Below are 18,740 nucleotides of genomic sequence, written 5' to 3' on the forward strand. Positions count from 1 at the left end.
AGAATTTCATGGCATGGATTTTAATTTCGGTTTCAAAAAGTTAAATAAAAAAAATTTCCGCAGAAAGCAGTATGGCAAAATTCTTACTGTAAGACTTCCATGTAATCCAATATTTCCAATAGGTCCTATTTATTTGGCTGACCATATTCATAAATGTTTCCCCAATATTGAACAGCAATTTCTTGATCTAGCAATAATTCCATCTAATAAAGTTTCCAAACTCTTAACTAGAAAAATTGATCAATTTAGACCTCATCTAATTATTTTTTCATGGAGAGATATACAAATTTATGCACCTGTAGATGGTAGAAGTGGAAATCCCCTACAAAACTCTTTTGAGGTTTTTTATTCAAAAAATATCCTCAAAAAAATTAGAGGTTCTTGGGGAGGATTAAAATTAATTGCATCCCATTATGGAGAGATATACAGAAATACTTCTTTAGTTAAGAATGGACTTAAAAGAGCACAAAAATACAACAAAGATGTAAAAGTAATTTTAGGAGGTGGAGCTGTTAGTGTTTTCTATGAACAATTAGGCAATCTACTTCCAAAAGGAACCGTTATTTCTGTTGGAGAAGGAGAAAATCTCATAGAGAAAATTATTAAGAATGATTCAATAGAGGAAGAAAGATGTTATCTTGCTGGACAGAAACCTCGTAACAAATTAATCCATGAACAACCATCGGAAACAATAAAAACTGCTTGCAACTATAAATACATCGAATCCATATGGCCAGAATTCAATTGGTATATAGAAGGTGGAGATTATTATGTAGGGGTACAAACAAAAAGAGGTTGTCCTCATAATTGTTGTTTCTGTGTTTATACAGTTGTAGAGGGCAAACAGGTTCGTGTTAATAATGTCGATGAAGTAATCAAAGAAATGAAGCAATTATATGATCTTGGAGTTAGGGGATTTTGGTTCACAGATGCGCAGTTTATTCCAACCAAAAAACACATTAAAGATGCAAAAATACTATTGCAAGCTATTAAAAATCAAGGTTGGAACGATATCAATTGGGCTGCATATATCAGAGCGGATAATATTGATGCTGATCTTGCTCAGCTTATGGTCGATACAGGTATGAGTTATTTTGAAATAGGCATCACTTCAGGATCTCAAGAACTTGTTAGAAAAATGAGATTAGCATATGACCTCGAAACTGTATTAAAGAATTGCAGAATGCTAGTCAAATCAGGTTTCAAGAATCATGTGTCAGTTAATTATTCTTTTAATGTTTTTGATGAAACGCCAAGCACGATAAGACAAACTATTGCTTACCATAGAGAATTAGAAAATATTTTTGGGAAAGGCTTAGTTGACCCAGCTATATTCTTTATAGGATTACAACCTCATACTCTTCTTGAGAAGTACGCCTTAGATAATAAAATTTTGAAGCCGAATTATAATCCAATGAGCATGATGCCTTGGACAGCAAGAAAACTTTTATGGAACCCAGGATCTTTAGGGGAAAAACTTGGTCAAGTTTGCTTAGAAGCCTTTGATAACAAAGAAGATGAATTTGGTAAAACAGTTATTAACATTCTGGAGCGAGAATATGGTAAGTCCTCCTTAAAAGAATCCTTAAAAGTTCGTCCTTTATCGGAAAGAAAATTAGCACATTCAAAATAATAACTTCACCCTTATTAGTCTTCTTTCTCAATTGAACTAGAAATTCCTTTAGATTTTAAGGATTCCGAATAGAATTCTGCTGGCTCTAAATCACAAACAATTACCAAACCGATACCTGTATTGTGAGCCTCTAGCATTATGGAAATAGCATCTTGCTCACTTAATTGAGGAACAACTTCTCTTAGTGAAATAGTCACATACTCCATAGAATTAACTGGATCATTATGAAGTAAAACCTTATATTTGGGAGATTTATTTTTTAATTCAGCAGGTTTCTTTTCAATCACTGCAGAGTTATTACTTAAACTTTGTTCTAACTTTATAGATAGCATTAAATTTTTTTGATTCTAAAGATTACTAAATTATTATATATTAATTATTCTTTCCATCGCAGCCATGACATTTGATCGTGAGTTAAATGCTGACAAACGAAAATAACCCTCTCCTGATAATCCGAATCCGCTACCAGGTGTACCAACGACACTAACTTTTTGAAGAAGAAAATCAAAAAAGTCCCAAGATGTCATTTGATCAGGAACCTTGATCCAGATATACGGAGCATTTTCCCCACCGTAAACTTTATATCCTGCAATCTGAAGTTTATTTTTCATAATTTTTGCATTTTCCATATAAAAATCAATTAAACCTCTCACTTCTTTTTTCCCTTCAAGAGAATATACAGCCTCTGCTCCTCTCTGAACTATATAACTTACTCCATTAAATTTAGTAGATTGTCTTCTATTCCAAAGAGGCCATAAGTCTATTTCCTCATTAGTTGAGCTGAATCCTTTGAGATCTTTAGGTATTACTGTATATGCACATCTTACTCCTGTAAATCCTGCATTCTTTGAAAAAGATCTAAATTCAATAGCGCAATCCTTTGCACCCTCAATCTCATATATTGAATGGGGAATATCTTTATCTTGAATAAATGCTTCATAAGCCGCATCGAAAAGAATTAAAGATTTGTTGTGAAGAGCATAGTCAACCCACTTTTTCAAGTCTTCTTTAGTGATGGTTGCTCCAGTAGGATTATTTGGAAAACAAAGATATACAATATCAACTTTCTTTTTAGGTAGTTCTGGAAGAAAGTTATTTGCCTCATTTATTGCAAGATATGTCAATCCTTGATAAGTACCATTTTCGAGAGCGTACCCAGTTCGTCCCGTCATAACATTACTATCTACATACACTGGATAAACTGGATCTGTTACAGCAATTGAATTATCTTTGCCAAGAATATCTAAAATATTGCTACTGTCACATTTCGAACCATCCGAAACAAAAATTTCCTCAGGTGAAATTTTACAGCTTCTAGAAACAAAATCATTCTCAGATATTTTTTCTCTAAGCCAAGAATAACCTTGTTCAGGTCCATAACCCCTAAAACCTTCAGTTGTTCCCATATCTTTTAAAGCTCTACCCATAGCATCTCTGCAAGCTTTTGGTAATGGTTCTGTCACGTCTCCTATACCAAGCTTAATTATGTTAGAACTATTATTTGATTGAGTATATATTTTGACCCTTTTAGCAATTTCAGGAAATAAATATCCGGCTTTGAGTTTTAAATAATTTTCGTTTACTTGAACCACTTTAGATAAAAAATTTTAACCAATATAAGGATAATGGATCAACGTGCTTTAGTGGTGATTAGATGTTAAAATTATCTTAGTTATGATTAAATCCAAGGAAAATCATGGCTATGAATTCAATTTCAAATAGTTTAAAAGTCTTCTAAAGCTTTATAGATAGCATAAACCAGTTGCTATTAACTTTAATTTAAAAAGTAAATAATACTAGCAATAAAGAATTTCTTTCTTAAAGATAAAAAAATTAATTACTTACTTTAGATGATTTTTACAATTCAAACCATTCAGAATCAAATATATGTCTCAGCAAATTATCATCGCTGAGCAGGCTCGAATTGCAGCACTACTCACAGATGATCGAGTTGATGAATTAATCGTCGCACAAGGTCAATATCAAATTGGCGATATTTTTTTAGGAACAGTTGAAAATGTTCTACCTGGGATTGATGCAGCTTTCATAAATATTGGTGAAAGTGATAAAAATGGATTCATTCACGTATCAGATCTAGGTCCATTAAGATTAAAAAAAGGAATCTTAGGAATAACTGAATTACTAGAACCAAAACAAAAAGTTCTAGTACAGGTAATGAAGGAGCCCACCGGATCTAAAGGACCTAGACTCACCGGGAGTATTTCAATACCTGGAAAGTACTTGATATTACAGCCATATGGTCAAGGAGTAAATATTTCCAGAAAAATAAATACAGAAACAGAAAGAAACCGTTTAAAAGCTCTTGGGGTTTTAATAAAACCACCTAGCACAGGTTTACTATTTAGAACAGAGGCCGAAAAGATAAAAGAAGAAATACTTATTGAAGATTTAGAAAATTTAATTCAACAATGGGATAATCTTTTAAAAGTTTCTGAGACTTCTAATCCACCAAATTTAATAAAAAGAGATGATGATTTCTCTCTTAAAATTTTAAGAGATCATATTAAATCTTCTACTAAAAGCATAATTATCGATAGTAAATTTTCAATTGATAGAGCAAAAGATTTTTTAACAACTTATGAATCTAATATAAATATTGAATTTCACGATAACGATTTAAACGAACATATTTTAGAAAAGTATGAAATAAAGAAAACAATTCAAAAAGCACTCCAACCTAGAGTAGATCTTCCTTCAGGAGGTTATATAATTATTGAACCAACTGAAGCTCTTACAGTAATTGATGTTAACTCAGGATCATTTACTAGATCGGCCAACTCAAGACAAACTGTATTGTGGACAAATTGCGAAGCAGCAGTTGAAATCTCAAGACAAATGAAATTAAGAAATATTGGTGGAGTTATTGTAGTAGATTTTATTGATATGGAATCTAGAAGAGATCAATTCCAGTTACTTGAGCATTTTACTTCAGCAATAAAAGATGATTCTGCTAGACCTCAGATAGCCCAACTTACTGAATTAGGTTTAGTTGAGTTAACCAGAAAAAGACAAGGTCAAAATATATATGAATTATTTGGCAAAAAATGTTCTGCATGCAATGGTACTGGTCATATAGAAAATCAATTGAATTATGAAATATCTAATCTAAAAATAAAAAATATTGAAGAACCTCCTAAATCAAATTTTATAAAAACTGAAGATATAGATACTTCTCAATCTACTGATAAGCAGGTAAATATAATTGAAAAGGAATTCCCTAACCCTAAGAGGCTAAATAAGGAGGATTCTTCTAATAAAAAAGAAAATGATAATGATGATTTAAAAACATTAAATTCAAAAGAAAAAAACATAATAACTGTAGATCTTACTAATGATGAAAAAATTGTTTTCAGTCAATTAGGTATTAATCCACTAATAAAATTAGGCAAAGAATATCTCACGAGCAATAATTTTGTGCGTTTAAAGGAGGTTAGTAAGGAAAAAGAAAAAAGTTTAGATAATAAAAAAACAACTGCAAAACAAGTAAAAAAAGTCTCAAAATCTAAATTAGCCGAAGATATTGAGATTAATATTGAAGCAAATGCAAATTCTAAAGATATATCAACAATAAAAAATAATGCGGATGAAGAAGTTGTATTTGTAGATAAAAAGGATGAAATTGAACTCACAGATGAAATAAACAATGCACGAAAAAAAAGAAGAAGATCCTCAGCAAATATTGAATAAAGTATCTGAAGTTGGAATAGATGAAGTTGGAAGGGGAGCAGTTTTTGGCCCAGTTTTCTCAGCAGTTGTAGTATTAACTGAAAAAAATAAACGCACTTTAAAACAATTTGGCGTGATGGATAGTAAAAAATTAACTCCAAAAAAAAGAAAATTACTTTTTCCAAAGATTTTATTACTTTCTTCAGATTATGGAATTGGGCAATCCTCAGCCAAAGAAATTGATAAGTTTGGTATCAGAGTTGCAACAGAACTCTCAATGATAAGAGCTTTAAGAAAATTAAAAGAGGAACCATCTGAACTAATAATTGATGGACCCTTATTATTAAGACCATGGAATGGAATTCAGAAAAATATAGTATCAGGAGACTCGAAATTTACCGCAATATCTGCAGCAAGCATAGTTGCAAAAGTAACTCGCGATAATCTAATGGAAAGGTTAGAAAAAAAATACACAGGATACTTAATATTTAAAAATAAAGGTTATGGGACTAAAGATCATCTTGCAATTATCAAAAAAAATGGAATAACTAATCTGCATAGGAAAAGTTTTTTAAAAAAATCAAATCTTATTTAATTCACACCAATCTAAAAAATCTTTAACTAATTGCTGTTGAACTCTTGACTTTATACCTAACAAAATCCCGTTTAATACCGAATGACCAGTAGATTCCAAAATTTTCTTTGGTACCAGCTTCAATAGAGGGGGCTGACTTACAGATACTCCTAAAAGCGCCTCTCCTTCTAATCCAATATCAGTTGCTTCTAGATTCGCCTTCAAAATAAGATTAAAGTCATCTATTATCCCTAAACCATCCAATGTACTTTCAAGAGCACTCATTTTTAAAATTCCATCTTTATTCTCTACCGCAATTAAAACAACGGGGTTAATATCTAATTGAAAAACCTTAAAACTTGTTACTGTATACTTATACCTACCTTCTCCTTCAGGTACTAATTTTTTGGAGTCCAGCATTGCTCCAACAACTCTTTCTTCTTCCAAAAGATATTTAGAAAGATATTCTTTATTACGTGTTACGGAAAGCTCCAATTTCTGTTTAGCATCAAAAGATAATAGCATTTTCTATATCCCTCCAATGCTTATTTGATCTCTTTTTTTCTTCCAATTAATCATGCGCAAACAAGTTGCATATTTAGGTCCTAAAGGGACATACGCAGAAAAAGCAGCTCATATATTATCAAAGCTTGCCAATTTTCAGACACCTATATTTGTACCATGTAATGGGTTACATTCGGTCATTAAATCTATAGCCTACAACAATTGTGATGCTGCTGTAGTTCCTATTGAGAATTCTGTAGAAGGTGGAGTAACCGCCACTCTAGATGCCCTTTGGAAATTTCCTGATATATATATAAATAAAGCAATTGTTCTACCTATAAAACATGCATTAATTAGTGATGGAGAACTTTCAATAATCTCAGAAGTATTATCTCATCCTCAAGCATTAGCTCAATGTTCAGAATGGCTATCTGAAAATCTTCCAAACGCAATCCCTCTTCCAACAAACTCAACATCAGAAGCTGTCAATATGGTAAAGGGAAGTAAATTTAGAGCAGCTATTGGTTCGAAATCATTAGTCCAAATTGAAGGTCTTAAAGAATTAGCCTTTCCCATAAATGATGTCCCAGGTAATTGCACTAGATTTGTCTTATTGAGCAAAGAATCAAATTATGATTTAGCCAATATTGCCAGTTTTGCATTCTCATTAATATCAAATAAACCTGGTGCTTTACTTAAGGCTTTAAATTATATTGCAGATTTTGGATTTAATATGAGTAAGATAGAATCTAGACCTTCTAAAAGAGAGTTAGGCGAATATATAATTTATATTGATTTAGAAATAAATAATCAAAATAATATTGAAAATCTTCTTACATTAATAAATCATTTAAAGCCCCTATGCAATAACTTTGTAAATTTTGGAAATTATTTTTCTGAAAATGTTGAATTAGATTAATTTATCCTCTACATTTATAAACTCCAAACTCCATTAAACCTGTTCTAAATGCCCAATTCATAAGAAGTATTGTTGGGATCTCTCTAATGGACTTTAATATCGCCAATGGGCCAAGAGACAAAATTGCAAAAGGTCTTCGAATCCCTTCAATAATTGAGTCGTGCCATGAAGGATTTGTATAATAATTCCAATTATCAGATATAACTCTTCCTGCACTATTTTTATTAGTTCTAAGAATATTACCGAATTCATTAATGCTAATAAAATTAGGATGTACCCACTGTTCAAGTAATTGCTGAAGAATCAAATTCTCAAAAAAAGATGGGGGGTATGCCGAGAGATCTCTTGAGTTCCAATCAGCCATTGCAAAATACCCTCCAGGCCTCAAAGTCCTCAACATTTCATCTGCAAACTTAGTTTTGTCATTCATGTGTGCGCCCGCCTCAACACTCCAAACCGCATCAAATGAACCATCTTCAAATTTTAAATCTAATGCATCCATAACTTGGAAGTTGCAAGTAATCCCAGACGGAGTAAGTTCTCTTGCTCTTTTTACTTGAGCAGGACTAATTGTAATTCCAGTAACGTTAAACCCATAATATTTTGCGAGAATCCTAGAACTGCCTCCTATTCCGCAACCTACATCAAGTATTCTGGAGCCTTTTGGCAATTTATCTAAACCACTCCACTTAACTAATTCATGTACAAAATGGACTTTAGCCTTTCTAAAATCAATATTTTGTTTTCCTGAGGGATAAAAGCCCAAATGTATATGATCACCCCACAATCTCTCAAGTAACTTATCTTGGGTCCAAGAGTCATATGCAGATGCCACTGTGCCAGAAGAAATATATTTTCTGGCATTAATTCGCCAAATGATAAATAAAGTTAAAAGGGATAAAACCAGTAAGCAAAAAGGTAGTAGTAATTCAAACATTTAATTTTCTTTAATATCAGGAAAACTTTCTTTCAAGGCTGTTCTTGCTGCAAGTTGTTTTCTAGTATGATCAAGCATTTCATATTCTCTTTGCAAACGAGCATAAGTATTTCTTTCTTCTAGAAGTCTTTGCTGTTCCTCCGCAACAGGACCTCCCAAATGAGCCCCTATCCAAAAAGATAATTCCATAGGATTATTAGGTAATTTATCGGGTAATTTTTTCCTAGTATTTGTTAATTTGCTTGTTAGGTTAATAACGTCACTAAGTGCATCTGTGACTGAATCTTTTAGAGAATCTAATGTTTGAAGGTTATCAATATTTTCATCACTAATCCAACTTACCATCGCTGAACAAAATGGAGTTGAACGTATTATTTCTAAGACTTGAAATCTTTGTTGTCCCATAGTGATAATATTACTTCTCCCATCCTCTGCAGTTTGATGTTTTATTATTTGGGCACAGCATCCAACGTTAGCCATACTTTTAGTATTTGGATCCCATTTTATAACTCCAAACATAGAATCCGTCTCTAAGACAGACTGGAGCATAATTCTATACCTCGATTCAAAAATATGCAAAGGCAATACTTCTTGAGGGAAAAGGACTACTTCTGGCAAAGGAAATAAAGGTAATTCCCTTACTGAGAGCTCTCCCATTTAAACCTCATTTATATCTATTTATATTAAACAATTTAAGTCCTTTTGGGGATTTATTAAAGTTTAACTTCTATATCTACACCACTAGGAAGATCCAACTTCATTAAAGCATCAATAGTTTTTGCGGAAGGACTATAAATATCAATAATTCTTCTATGAGTTCTTGTCTCAAAATGCTCTCTGGAGTCTTTATCAACATGAGGTGATCTTAGGACACAATAAATCTTTCTTTTCGTTGGTAAAGGTATTGGGCCTATTGCTGAAGCTGAAGTGCTATCAGCAGTTTGGATTATTTTATCGCAAGACAAATCTAGCATTCTTCTATCAAATGCTTTAAGTCTTATTCTTATTTTTTGTTGTGCAATTGATGCCGTCATAATTTAAATTAACTTCTAGTTGAGGGTCATTGATTAACAACGACCCTAAGCCATTAACTATATTAAGTCATTGAGGTTGAAATCTTAAAATTCAAATAGATTATTTGAGAATTTTAGAAACAACTCCAGCACCAATAGTACGTCCACCTTCACGGATTGCGAATCGCATACCTTGTTCGATAGCTACTGGACAAATCAATTCACCAGTCATTTTGATTCTGTCTCCTGGCATAACCATTTCAACATTAGAGCCATCGTCAGAGGTAAATGCTGTTATTTGACCTGTTACATCAGTTGTTCTGATATAAAACTGTGGTCTATATCCCGCGAAGAAAGGAGTATGTCTTCCACCCTCTTCTTTTTTAAGAACATAAACTTCTCCCTCAAACTGAGTATGAGGAGTAATGGATCCTTTCTTTACGAGTACCATACCTCTCTCAATATCTTCTTTCTGAACACCACGTAAAAGTAAACCAACATTATCGCCAGCCATACCTTCATCAAGAAGTTTTCGGAACATTTCAACTCCAGTAACAGTTGTTAGTCTTGTATCTCTTATTCCAACTATTTCGACTTCTTCTCCAACCTTAACTTTACCTCTCTCAATTCGTCCAGTAGCAACAGTTCCTCTACCCGTAATTGAGAAAACATCTTCAACTGCCATCAAGAATGGTTTATCAACTTCTCTTTCTGGTTCAGGAATACTAGCATCAACTGCTTTCATTAATTCTTCAATTTTTGATTCCCATTGAGTATCACCTTCAAGAGCTTTTAAACCGGAAACCTGAACTATAGGAATATCATCTCCAGGGAAGTCATAACTATCTAATAGTTCTCTAATTTCCATTTCAACAAGTTCAATAATTTCTTCATCATCGACCATATCGCACTTATTTAGAGCTACTACAAGAGCAGGAACTCCAACCTGTTTAGCTAGAAGAATATGCTCTTTTGTTTGGGCCATAGGGCCATCAGTAGCTGCGCAAACCAGAATAGCTCCGTCCATTTGGGCGGCCCCTGTAATCATGTTTTTTACATAATCAGCGTGTCCAGGGCAATCAACATGAGCATAGTGTCTGCCTTCAGTCTCATATTCAACGTGAGCTGTATTAATAGTAATGCCACGCTCTCTTTCCTCAGGAGCACCATCAATGTCTCCATAGTCTTGAGCTTGAGCTTGACCTTTTTTTGCTAGTACATTTGTAATAGCAGCAGTAAGTGTTGTTTTCCCATGATCAACATGGCCAATAGTACCTATGTTGACATGTGGTTTGTTTCTTTCGAACTTCTCGCGAGCCATTTTGAATTAAAGAATCGAGGGTTTAATAGTGTTTTTGTTTAGAGATCAGGAGTTGCCCTGATTCTTGGAAATGATAGCTTCAGCAACATTACGAGGAACTTCCTCATAATTTGCGAACTCCATTGAAAATATACCCCGACCTTGAGTCATTGATCGGAGTTGAGTGGCATAACCGAACATTTCGGCTAAGGGCACTTTGGCCTGTACCTTAGACAATCCATCATCAACAGACTGTCCTTCTACTTGACCTCTTCTAGAAGAGAGATCACCAATTACAGATCCAAGAAAGTCGTCAGGACTTTCGACCTCAACTTTCATCATAGGCTCTAACAGGACAGGATTGCATTTTTTAACCCCATCTTTAAAAGCCATAGAACCTGCAATTTTGAAGGCCATTTCAGATGAGTCTACATCGTGGAATGAACCATCGACTAGTGTTACTTTTACATCAATTAGTGGATAACCAGCAAGAACACCAGATTCACAGGTTTCTTTCATTCCATTAGAGGCAGGGCCAATGTACTCTTTAGGTACAGCTCCACCAACAATTTTGTTGACAAATTCAAAACCTTTACCAACTTCAGCAGGTTCCATTTCAATTATTACATGACCATATTGACCTTTTCCTCCTGTTTGTCTTGCATATTTGCCTTCACCTTTGGAACTAGACCTAATGGTTTCTCTGTATGAAACCTGGGGAGCTCCAATATTAGCTTCAACTTTAAATTCCCTTAACATTCTGTCAACGAGGATTTCCAGGTGCAACTCACCCATACCAGCAATTACAGTTTGATTTGTCTCAGGATCTGTACTTACCCTAAATGTTGGATCCTCTTCAGATAAAGCAGTTAAAGCTTTTGATAATTTTTCCATATCCCCTTTAGTTTTTGGCTCAACGGCCACTGAGATAACTGGTTCAGGGATAAACAATGTCTCTAAAACTATAGGGTCTTCTGTATTACATAACGTGTCACCAGTAGTTGTGTTCTTAAGACCTAGTACAGCTCCTAAATCTCCAGCCCTCAATTCATCAACCTCCTCTCTTTCATCAGCCTTTAAAATTACTAATCTAGAAATTCTCTCTTTTGCATCTTTAGTAGAATTCATTACATAACTGCCCTTTGAAAGAACACCTGAATACATCCTTACAAAAGTTAATTTCCCATAGGGATCTGACATCACTTTGAATGCTAGTGCACTAAAAGGAGCATTATCATCTGAAGGTCTTACATCTTCTTTACCACTTGGTAAAACACCTTGTATTGGTTTTACATCAACTGGAGCTGGCAAGTAATCAACTACAGCGTCTAAAACCAGTTGGACGCCTTTATTCTTAAAAGCTGAACCGCACAATACTGGAACCAATCCATGTTTTAAAACCCCTTCCCTGATACCTTTTTTAAGTTGTTCTTCAGATAATTCTCCTGTCTCGAGGAATACTTCTATTAACTCTTCATCATTTTCTGCAACACTCTCCATTAACTTATATCTCCACTCAGCAGCTTCTTCCTCCATTTCAGATGGAATTTGGGCTTCTTCAATATCAGTACCTAAGTCATTTTTGTAAAGATAAGCTTTGTTGGCGACTAAATCAATAATTCCTGTGAGATCACCTTCAGCTCCAATAGGTAGCTGAATTGGAAGTGCATTTGCCTTTAGTCGATCTTTAATTTGCTTATTAACCTTTAGAAAATCTGCACCAGTTCTATCCATTTTATTAACAAAAACCATTCTAGGGACAGAGTATCTATCTGCTTGACGCCAAACTGTTTCAGATTGAGGCTGAACTCCACCAACTGCGCAAAACACAGCTATAACCCCATCCAAGACGCGCATTGATCTTTCCACTTCAATAGTGAAGTCAACGTGTCCAGGAGTATCAATAATATTAATTCTGTGATCTTGCCAACTAGTAGAGATTGCGGCAGCAGTAATAGTTATTCCTCTTTCTCTTTCTTGAGCCATCCAATCTGTTACGGCAGCACCATCATGAACCTCTCCTATCTTATGAACTACACCTGAATAAAACAAAATTCTTTCAGTTGTTGTTGTCTTCCCTGCATCAATATGAGCGGCTATACCTATATTCCTTACTCGTTCTAGGGGAAAGTCGCGTGCCAATTTTAAAGCTCCAAATAAAATAATTTTTGATAAGTATAGTTCACTCTAAAAGTAAACTTTTATAATAATAAACTACTTAAGTACCTTTTTGATGAAATTAATATCTGTAATGTGCAAAAGCTTTATTAGCTTCAGCCATTTTATGAGTGTCTTCTCTTTTTTTAACTGCACTACCAGTTTCATTTGCTGCATCCATTAACTCACCAGCAAGTTTTTGGGACATACTTTTGCCATTCCTTGCACGTGAGAATGTAACAAGCCATCTTAATGCCATAGCTGTACCCCTCTCTTGACGTACTTCCATAGGAACTTGATATGTTGCACCACCAACTCTTCTAGCTCTTACCTCGACAAGAGGAGTAGCATTTTTTACAGCTGTTTCAAATAATTCGACTGCATTCCCACCTGTTCTCTCACTTATTAAAGAAAAAGCATCTGACAATATTCTTTGAGCTGTAGATTTTTTACCATGTTTCATCAATCGAGAAATCATCATTGAAGCTAGACGACTATTAAATTGAGGATCTGGAAGAACTGGTCTTTTTACTGCTGCATTACGACGTGACATGTTTTAAAAAAGTGATGTTTACAAATTAAGCTTTTGGAGCTTTTGCTCCATACTTAGATCTGGATTGACGTCTATCTTTGACTCCAGCCGTATCTAAAGTTCCTCTTATTATATGATATCTAACTCCTGGTAAATCCTTAACTCTTCCACCCCTAAGTAGGACTACAGAGTGTTCTTGCAAATTATGTCCAATTCCCGGGATATAAGCCGTTACTTCGAAACCAGAAGTTAATCTTACTCTCGCAACTTTTCTCAAAGCTGAATTAGGTTTTTTAGGTGTTGATGTATAGACTCTTGTACATACACCTCTTCTCTCAGGGCAAGCTTTTAATGCAGGAGATTTTGTTTTCCTAGTCAGACGTTTTCTTTCTGAACCTATTAATTGTGAGATGGTAGGCATCTATTATATTTAGATAAAAATAAACATTCAACTATCATAACCTTTTACGAGCACCAACTAAAAGTTTTTAATCATATTTTTTTAAAAATTTGTGAAATGAAAATTCTTTGGTAAATATTCATTATTTTTAGATTTATTTTCATATTTATTTTTATAATTAAAATAAATAACTAAATAGAATTAAATAATCCATGAGAGAGAGTATCAAAAGAATCGTCGGGCCATATCAAGATAGTTATTCCCCAAATGGAATAATTGGTGAGAAAGACGCTTGTGGAGTTGGTTTCATAGCAAATGTTAAAGGGATAGAGAGCAACTGGATCCTTAAACAATCCCTTAAGGGCCTTAATTGCATGGAGCATAGAGGAGGTTGTGGAGGAGATGGTGACTCAGGAGATGGAGCAGGCATTTTATGTTCAATTCCTTGGGGATATCTTGATCAAGAAATTAATCTAAAAAATCAACAAGACTGGGATAGAGGTTTAGGCATGGTTTTTATGCCTAATAAAAAAGAGAAAATTGAAGAATCTAAATCAATATGTCAGGAAGAAGCAGAAAAATTAGGAGTCAAGGAAACATTTTGGAGAAAAGTACCTGTTAATAATGCAATCTTAGGTCCTCTAGCTAAAGCAAATGCCCCATACATAAGTCAGTGGATTTTATACATAGATAAAAAAGTTAATCAGGATATTGAAAGGCTTTTATTTCAATTAAGGAAAAGAATTGAAAAAAAAATAAGAGAAACTTTTAAAAACCATGTTGGGGATTGTGAATTCTATTTTGCCTCACTAAGTTCTCAAACCGTTGTATACAAAGGTATGGTACGTTCTGAAATATTATCTGAGTTTTATCAAGACCTTAAAGAAGATAATTTTAAGGTCTCATTTTCTATTTATCATAGAAGGTTTAGTACTAACACACTTCCAAAATGGCCTCTAGCTCAGCCCATGAGATTTTTAGGTCATAACGGCGAAATAAATACTCTCTTAGGTAATATCAACTGGGCTAAAGCTTCAGAAACACATATAGATGATTTTTGGGGAGAGTTATCCAATGAAATCAAGCCTATTGTAGATGTAAATAAAAGTGATTCATCAAATCTTGATGCAACCCTTGAAATCAATATTCGTTCAGGTCAGACCATTACTGACTCATTATTAAAACTTGTTCCTGAAGCATTTAGAGATCAACCAGAACTTGAACAAAGAGAAGACATTAAAGCATTTTATGAGTATTCTGCGAGCCTACAAGAAGCTTGGGATGGTCCTGCTCTCCTTGTATTTGCTGATGGAAATTTTGTAGGAGCAACGCTTGATAGAAATGGTCTAAGACCAGCAAGATATTCAATTACAAATGATGGTTTTGTAATAATGGGTTCCGAAACAGGAGTAGTAGATCTTGAAGAGGAAAAAGTAATAGAAAAAGGTCGATTAGGTCCGGGACAAATGTTAGCAGTTGATTTTCATCAAAATAGAATCCTAAGAAATTGGGAGGTCAAATCTGAAGCAGCTCAAAGGCATAATTTTAAAACTCTCTTAAATAATAGAACTATAAAAATTGAAAATAATGAATGGGTTAAAGACTGCAAACTAAAAGACCTTGAGTTGTTACAACAACAAACTGCATACGGTTTTTCAGCGGAAGATAATGATCTCATCTTAGATTCAATGGCTTCATTAGCTAAAGAACCTACTTATTGCATGGGTGACGACATCCCATTAGCAGTGCTTTCATCAAAGCCGCATATTTTATATGACTATTTCAAGCAGAGATTTGCGCAAGTTACTAATCCTCCTATTGACCCTCTGAGAGAAAAACTGGTAATGAGTTTAGAAATGCATCTAGGAGAAAGATGTACACCATTTGAGATTAAAGATCCTAAACCTTTTGTTCATTTACAAAGTCCAATTCTCAATGAGGAAGAACTCCTATCAATAAAAAAATCAAAAATTCAATATCAAACAATTTCAAGTTTGTTTAATATTGAAGAAGGTGTTCAAGGCTTAGAGAATCAGGTAAAAGAAATTTGTAAACAGAGTGAACTCTCTATAAAAGAAGGTTGCTCTTTAATCATTATTTCTGATAAGGGAATTAATCCTAAAAAGACTTTTATTCCTCCCTTACTTGCTGTTGGAGCAATTCATCATTATCTTCTTAAAAAAGAAATTAGACTAAAAGCTTCTCTCATAATTGAAACAGGTCAATGTTGGAGTACACATCACTTAGCTTGTTTGATTGGTTATGGTGCAAGCGCAATTTGTCCTTGGTTAACCTTCGAAGCAGGAAGACACTGGTTAAAACATCCAAAAACGCAAAAACTCATAAGTAGCAAAAAAATAAATACATTATCAATAATTGATGTTCAAGAAAATATTAAAAAAGCTCTAGAAGATGGTCTAAGAAAAATTCTTTCTAAAATAGGGATTTCACTTTTGTCTAGTTACCATGGTGCACAAATTTTTGAAGCCGTAGGCCTTGGTTCTGACTTAATAAAAATTGCTTTTGATGGAACAACAAGCCGAATTGCTGGCATAACATTAAAAGAATTAACTAATGAAACACTTTCAATACATACGAAAGCCTACCCAGAGATCGATTTAAAGAAATTAGAATTTTTAGGATTTGTACAATTTAGAAATAATGGAGAATATCACTCTAATAATCCTGAGATGTCCAAAGTTTTACATTCGGCTGTAAAACAAGGTCCAGGATACGATCATTTTGAAACTTACAAAAAACTCATTAGTAATAGACCGACCACATCTTTAAGAGATTTACTTACGATTAGATCAAAAAGAAAACGCATTCCATTAGAGGAAGTTGAAAGTATTGAATCAATTTGCAAAAGATTTTGCACTGGAGGAATGAGTTTGGGTGCATTGTCAAGAGAAGCACATGAAGTTTTAGCAGTCGCAATGAATAGAATTGGTGGAAAAAGTAATAGTGGAGAAGGGGGAGAAGATCCAGCTCGTTTTAATGTTTTAAATGATATTGATGAAAATACTCAATCAGCGACATTACCATTTATAAAAGGTCTAGAAAATGGAGACACCGCATGCTCAGCTATTAAACAAATAGCATCAGGAAGATTTGGAGTTACGCCTGAATATCTAAGAAGTGGTAAACAACTCGAAATTAAAATGGCTCAAGGTGCAAAACCTGGAGAAGGAGGACAATTGCCGGGTCCAAAAGTTGATTCTTACATCGCAAAACTAAGAAATAGCAAACCTGGAGTAGCCCTAATATCTCCTCCTCCTCATCATGATATTTATTCAATTGAAGATTTAGCTCAACTAATACATGATTTACACCAAGTTCATCCAAAAGCGAAGGTGAGCGTTAAACTTGTTTCTGAAATTGGTATAGGAACTATTGCTGCTGGAGTAAGCAAAGCTAATGCAGATGTAATTCAAATTTCAGGACATGACGGTGGTACCGGTGCTTCACCTCTAAGTTCTATTAAACATGCAGGTTTACCATGGGAACTAGGTGTCGCTGAGGTTCACAAATCTCTATTAGAGAATAACTTACGTGAAAGAGTAATTTTGAGAACTGATGGAGGTCTTAAGACAGGATGGGATGTGGTTATTGCTGCTTTACTAGGTGCTGAAGAATACGGTTTCGGTTCTGTCGCAATGATTGCGGAAGGATGCATAATGGCCCGGGTTTGCCATACAAATAAGTGTCCTGTTGGAGTTGCCACTCAAAAAGAAGAATTAAGAAAAAGATTTAAAGGTATACCAGAAAATGTTGTCAATTTTTTCTTATACATTGCTGAAGAAGTAAGACAGATAATGAGTAGTATCGGTGTTTCTAGTATGGAAGAACTGATTGGTAATCAAGAATTTATTTCTGCAAGAAATATCGATCTTCCAAAAACTTCTAATATTGATCTTTCTGCTTTAGTTAATTATGAAAGTTCAACAAATGATAGATCATGGTTAAAACATTCAAAAAATGCTCATAGTAATGGTTCTGTATTAGAAGACGAGTTTTTATCTGATGCTGAATTCATAGATTCAATTAAAAATCACGGGAATTTAACCAAAGAAATTAATATAAAAAATACAGATAGAAGTGTTTGTGCGAAGATATCAGGCGAAATCGCAGAACTTCATGGCAATACTGGCTTCAATGGCGAACTCAACTTAAATTTCAAAGGATATGCAGGACAAAGCTTTGGTGCCTTTTTATTGAAGGGAATGAATGTCCAATTAATCGGAGAAGCTAATGATTATGTATGCAAAGGAATGAATGGAGGAATACTTACAATAATTCCACCGACAATAGATGAAATCTCCTCCGAGCAAGTTATTTTAGGAAACACCTGTCTTTATGGAGCAACAGGAGGGAAATTATTTGCATTAGGTAAATCGGGAGAAAGATTTGCTGTGAGAAATAGTGGGGCTACAGCAGTAACAGAAGGAGCAGGTGATCATTGCTGTGAATATATGACCGGTGGGAAAATAGTTATTCTAGGTTCCACAGGTAGAAATATAGGTGCAGGTATGACTGGTGGAATAGCATTTATACTCGATGAAAATAATGATTTAAGTAATAAAGTTAATAAGGGAATAGTTAGCATTCATAAAATAACTTCATCAAAGCAAGAGGAAATTTTATTGGAAATTATTAAAGAATATCTATTAAAAACTAAGAGCTTAAAGGCTGCCAAAATAATTAAAAATTGGTCTTATTTCATGAGAGATTTCAAACTAATAGTTCCACCAAGCGAAGAAGAAATGCTTGGCATAGAGAATTTATAAATGCCTTTCTTTGTAAAAACTGAAGTTATAAAAAAAGAATACTTAATTAATAATGATTTAAAAAGAAAAATAATTACAGAGCATATTAATTGGATAAAAAAATTAAAAAAAGAGGGTCTTAATATAAAAAGTGGTTTTTTAATTGATGAATTAAAGAGACCAGGTGATGGCGGATTACTTTTTCTTGAGATAAATAATTATGAAAATGCTCTAGAAATCATCAAAAATGATCCAATGATTACAAATGATCTAGTTGTGTGGAAATTAAATGAGTGGGTAGATTCAGATCAATAAAAA

General features: G+C 33.9%; 16 protein-coding genes. 6 read left to right on the forward strand and 10 right to left on the reverse strand.

Annotated elements, in window-relative coordinates; genetic code table 11:
- Positions 1–13 precede the first annotated feature (13 nt).
- Positions 14–1,633 (forward strand): photosystem II high light acclimation radical SAM protein, encoded by a 1,620-nt coding sequence (locus tag HA143_RS08565; RefSeq protein ID WP_209086640.1) that lies wholly within the window; start codon positions 14–16, stop codon positions 1,631–1,633.
- Positions 1,634–1,647: 14 nt separating this feature from the next.
- On the opposite strand, the gene clpS is transcribed toward HA143_RS08565, so the two are convergent.
- Together clpS and HA143_RS08575 are read right to left on the reverse strand one after the other, a co-directional pair.
- Positions 1,648–1,965 (reverse strand): ATP-dependent Clp protease adapter ClpS, encoded by a 318-nt coding sequence (gene clpS / locus HA143_RS08570; protein ID WP_209086123.1) that lies wholly within the window; start codon positions 1,963–1,965, stop codon positions 1,648–1,650.
- Positions 1,966–1,998: 33 nt separating this feature from the next.
- Positions 1,999–3,225 (reverse strand): LL-diaminopimelate aminotransferase, encoded by a 1,227-nt coding sequence (locus HA143_RS08575; RefSeq protein ID WP_209086125.1) that lies wholly within the window; start codon positions 3,223–3,225, stop codon positions 1,999–2,001.
- 295 nt (positions 3,226–3,520) lie between these two features.
- On the opposite strand from HA143_RS08575, the gene HA143_RS08580 reads away from it, so the two are divergent.
- A complete protein-coding gene (locus HA143_RS08580; RefSeq protein ID WP_209086127.1) occupies positions 3,521–5,341 on the forward strand; it encodes an Rne/Rng family ribonuclease in 1,821 nt (606 codons plus the stop codon).
- Positions 5,298–5,915, forward strand: a complete 618-nt coding sequence (locus tag HA143_RS08585) for a ribonuclease HII (protein ID WP_209086129.1) — start codon at positions 5,298–5,300, stop codon at positions 5,913–5,915. Before HA143_RS08580 ends, HA143_RS08585 begins: the two co-directional genes overlap by 44 nt.
- On the opposite strand, the gene HA143_RS08590 is transcribed toward HA143_RS08585, so the two are convergent.
- Positions 5,901–6,419 carry a DUF1997 domain-containing protein gene (locus HA143_RS08590; protein WP_209086132.1) on the reverse strand — a complete coding sequence of 173 codons (519 nt, stop codon included), beginning with the start codon at positions 6,417–6,419 and terminating at the stop codon, positions 5,901–5,903. The two genes, HA143_RS08585 and HA143_RS08590, sit on opposite strands and share 15 nt — an antisense overlap.
- A 52-nt stretch (positions 6,420–6,471) precedes the next feature.
- Here HA143_RS08590 and pheA point away from each other — a divergent pair, with 52 nt between their 5' ends.
- Positions 6,472–7,317: a prephenate dehydratase gene (gene pheA, locus HA143_RS08595; RefSeq protein WP_209086137.1), complete on the forward strand. Its 846-nt coding sequence runs from the start codon at positions 6,472–6,474 to the stop codon at positions 7,315–7,317.
- A gap of 1 nt (position 7,318) precedes the next feature.
- On the opposite strand, the gene HA143_RS08600 is transcribed toward pheA, so the two are convergent.
- From HA143_RS08600 to rpsL, 7 genes are all read right to left on the reverse strand, one after another.
- Positions 7,319–8,254 carry a methyltransferase domain-containing protein gene (locus HA143_RS08600; protein WP_209086142.1) on the reverse strand — a complete coding sequence of 312 codons (936 nt, stop codon included), beginning with the start codon at positions 8,252–8,254 and terminating at the stop codon, positions 7,319–7,321.
- Positions 8,255–8,911, reverse strand: a complete 657-nt coding sequence (locus HA143_RS08605) for an LON peptidase substrate-binding domain-containing protein (protein ID WP_209086148.1) — start codon at positions 8,909–8,911, stop codon at positions 8,255–8,257.
- 56 nt (positions 8,912–8,967) lie between these two features.
- Positions 8,968–9,288: a 30S ribosomal protein S10 gene (rpsJ, locus tag HA143_RS08610; protein ID WP_209086151.1), complete on the reverse strand. Its 321-nt coding sequence runs from the start codon at positions 9,286–9,288 to the stop codon at positions 8,968–8,970.
- Between the two features lie 100 nt (positions 9,289–9,388).
- On the reverse strand, positions 9,389–10,588 hold the full coding sequence (gene tuf / locus HA143_RS08615) for an elongation factor Tu (RefSeq protein WP_209086154.1): 1,200 nt from the start codon (positions 10,586–10,588) through the stop codon (positions 9,389–9,391).
- A gap of 45 nt (positions 10,589–10,633) precedes the next feature.
- Positions 10,634–12,709 (reverse strand): elongation factor G, encoded by a 2,076-nt coding sequence (gene fusA / locus HA143_RS08620; protein ID WP_209086156.1) that lies wholly within the window; start codon positions 12,707–12,709, stop codon positions 10,634–10,636.
- A 97-nt stretch (positions 12,710–12,806) separates the two neighbouring features.
- Positions 12,807–13,277 carry a 30S ribosomal protein S7 gene (gene rpsG / locus HA143_RS08625; protein ID WP_002806267.1) on the reverse strand — a complete coding sequence of 157 codons (471 nt, stop codon included), beginning with the start codon at positions 13,275–13,277 and terminating at the stop codon, positions 12,807–12,809.
- Between the two features lie 25 nt (positions 13,278–13,302).
- On the reverse strand, positions 13,303–13,677 hold the full coding sequence (gene rpsL, locus HA143_RS08630) for a 30S ribosomal protein S12 (protein ID WP_209086159.1): 375 nt from the start codon (positions 13,675–13,677) through the stop codon (positions 13,303–13,305).
- Positions 13,678–13,868: 191 nt separating this feature from the next.
- Here rpsL and gltB point away from each other — a divergent pair, with 191 nt between their 5' ends.
- Entirely contained in the window at positions 13,869–18,443 is a 4,575-nt protein-coding gene (gltB, locus tag HA143_RS08635; RefSeq protein ID WP_209086162.1) for a glutamate synthase large subunit, read from the forward strand.
- Positions 18,444–18,737: a hypothetical protein gene (locus tag HA143_RS08640; protein ID WP_209086165.1), complete on the forward strand. Its 294-nt coding sequence runs from the start codon at positions 18,444–18,446 to the stop codon at positions 18,735–18,737.
- Positions 18,738–18,740: the final 3 nt, after the last annotated feature.

Origin of the sequence: Prochlorococcus marinus CUG1415, assembly GCF_017696015.1 — a bacterium.
Classification (GTDB): domain Bacteria; phylum Cyanobacteriota; class Cyanobacteriia; order PCC-6307; family Cyanobiaceae; genus Prochlorococcus_A; species Prochlorococcus_A marinus_AE.

Bases quoted from the DNA above. Each gene is read 5' to 3' on its own strand.
- rpsG (WP_002806267.1), bottom strand. From the start codon at position 13,277: ATGTCACGTCGTAATGCAGCAGTAAAAAGACCAGTTCTTCCAGATCCT.
- HA143_RS08600 (WP_209086142.1), bottom strand. From the start codon at position 8,254: ATGTTTGAATTACTACTACCTTTTTGCTTACTGGTTTTATCCCTTTTA.
- tuf (WP_209086154.1), bottom strand. From the start codon at position 10,588: ATGGCTCGCGAGAAGTTCGAAAGAAACAAACCACATGTCAACATAGGT.
- pheA (WP_209086137.1), top strand. From the start codon at position 6,472: ATGCGCAAACAAGTTGCATATTTAGGTCCTAAAGGGACATACGCAGAA.
- HA143_RS08585 (WP_209086129.1), top strand. From the start codon at position 5,298: ATGCACGAAAAAAAAGAAGAAGATCCTCAGCAAATATTGAATAAAGTA.
- HA143_RS08605 (WP_209086148.1), bottom strand. From the start codon at position 8,911: ATGGGAGAGCTCTCAGTAAGGGAATTACCTTTATTTCCTTTGCCAGAA.
- gltB (WP_209086162.1), top strand. From the start codon at position 13,869: ATGAGAGAGAGTATCAAAAGAATCGTCGGGCCATATCAAGATAGTTAT.
- rpsL (WP_209086159.1), bottom strand. From the start codon at position 13,677: ATGCCTACCATCTCACAATTAATAGGTTCAGAAAGAAAACGTCTGACT.
- rpsJ (WP_209086151.1), bottom strand. From the start codon at position 9,288: ATGACGGCATCAATTGCACAACAAAAAATAAGAATAAGACTTAAAGCA.
- HA143_RS08590 (WP_209086132.1), bottom strand. From the start codon at position 6,419: ATGCTATTATCTTTTGATGCTAAACAGAAATTGGAGCTTTCCGTAACA.
- HA143_RS08565 (WP_209086640.1), top strand. From the start codon at position 14: ATGGATTTTAATTTCGGTTTCAAAAAGTTAAATAAAAAAAATTTCCGC.
- clpS (WP_209086123.1), bottom strand. From the start codon at position 1,965: ATGCTATCTATAAAGTTAGAACAAAGTTTAAGTAATAACTCTGCAGTG.
- HA143_RS08640 (WP_209086165.1), top strand. From the start codon at position 18,444: ATGCCTTTCTTTGTAAAAACTGAAGTTATAAAAAAAGAATACTTAATT.
- HA143_RS08580 (WP_209086127.1), top strand. From the start codon at position 3,521: ATGTCTCAGCAAATTATCATCGCTGAGCAGGCTCGAATTGCAGCACTA.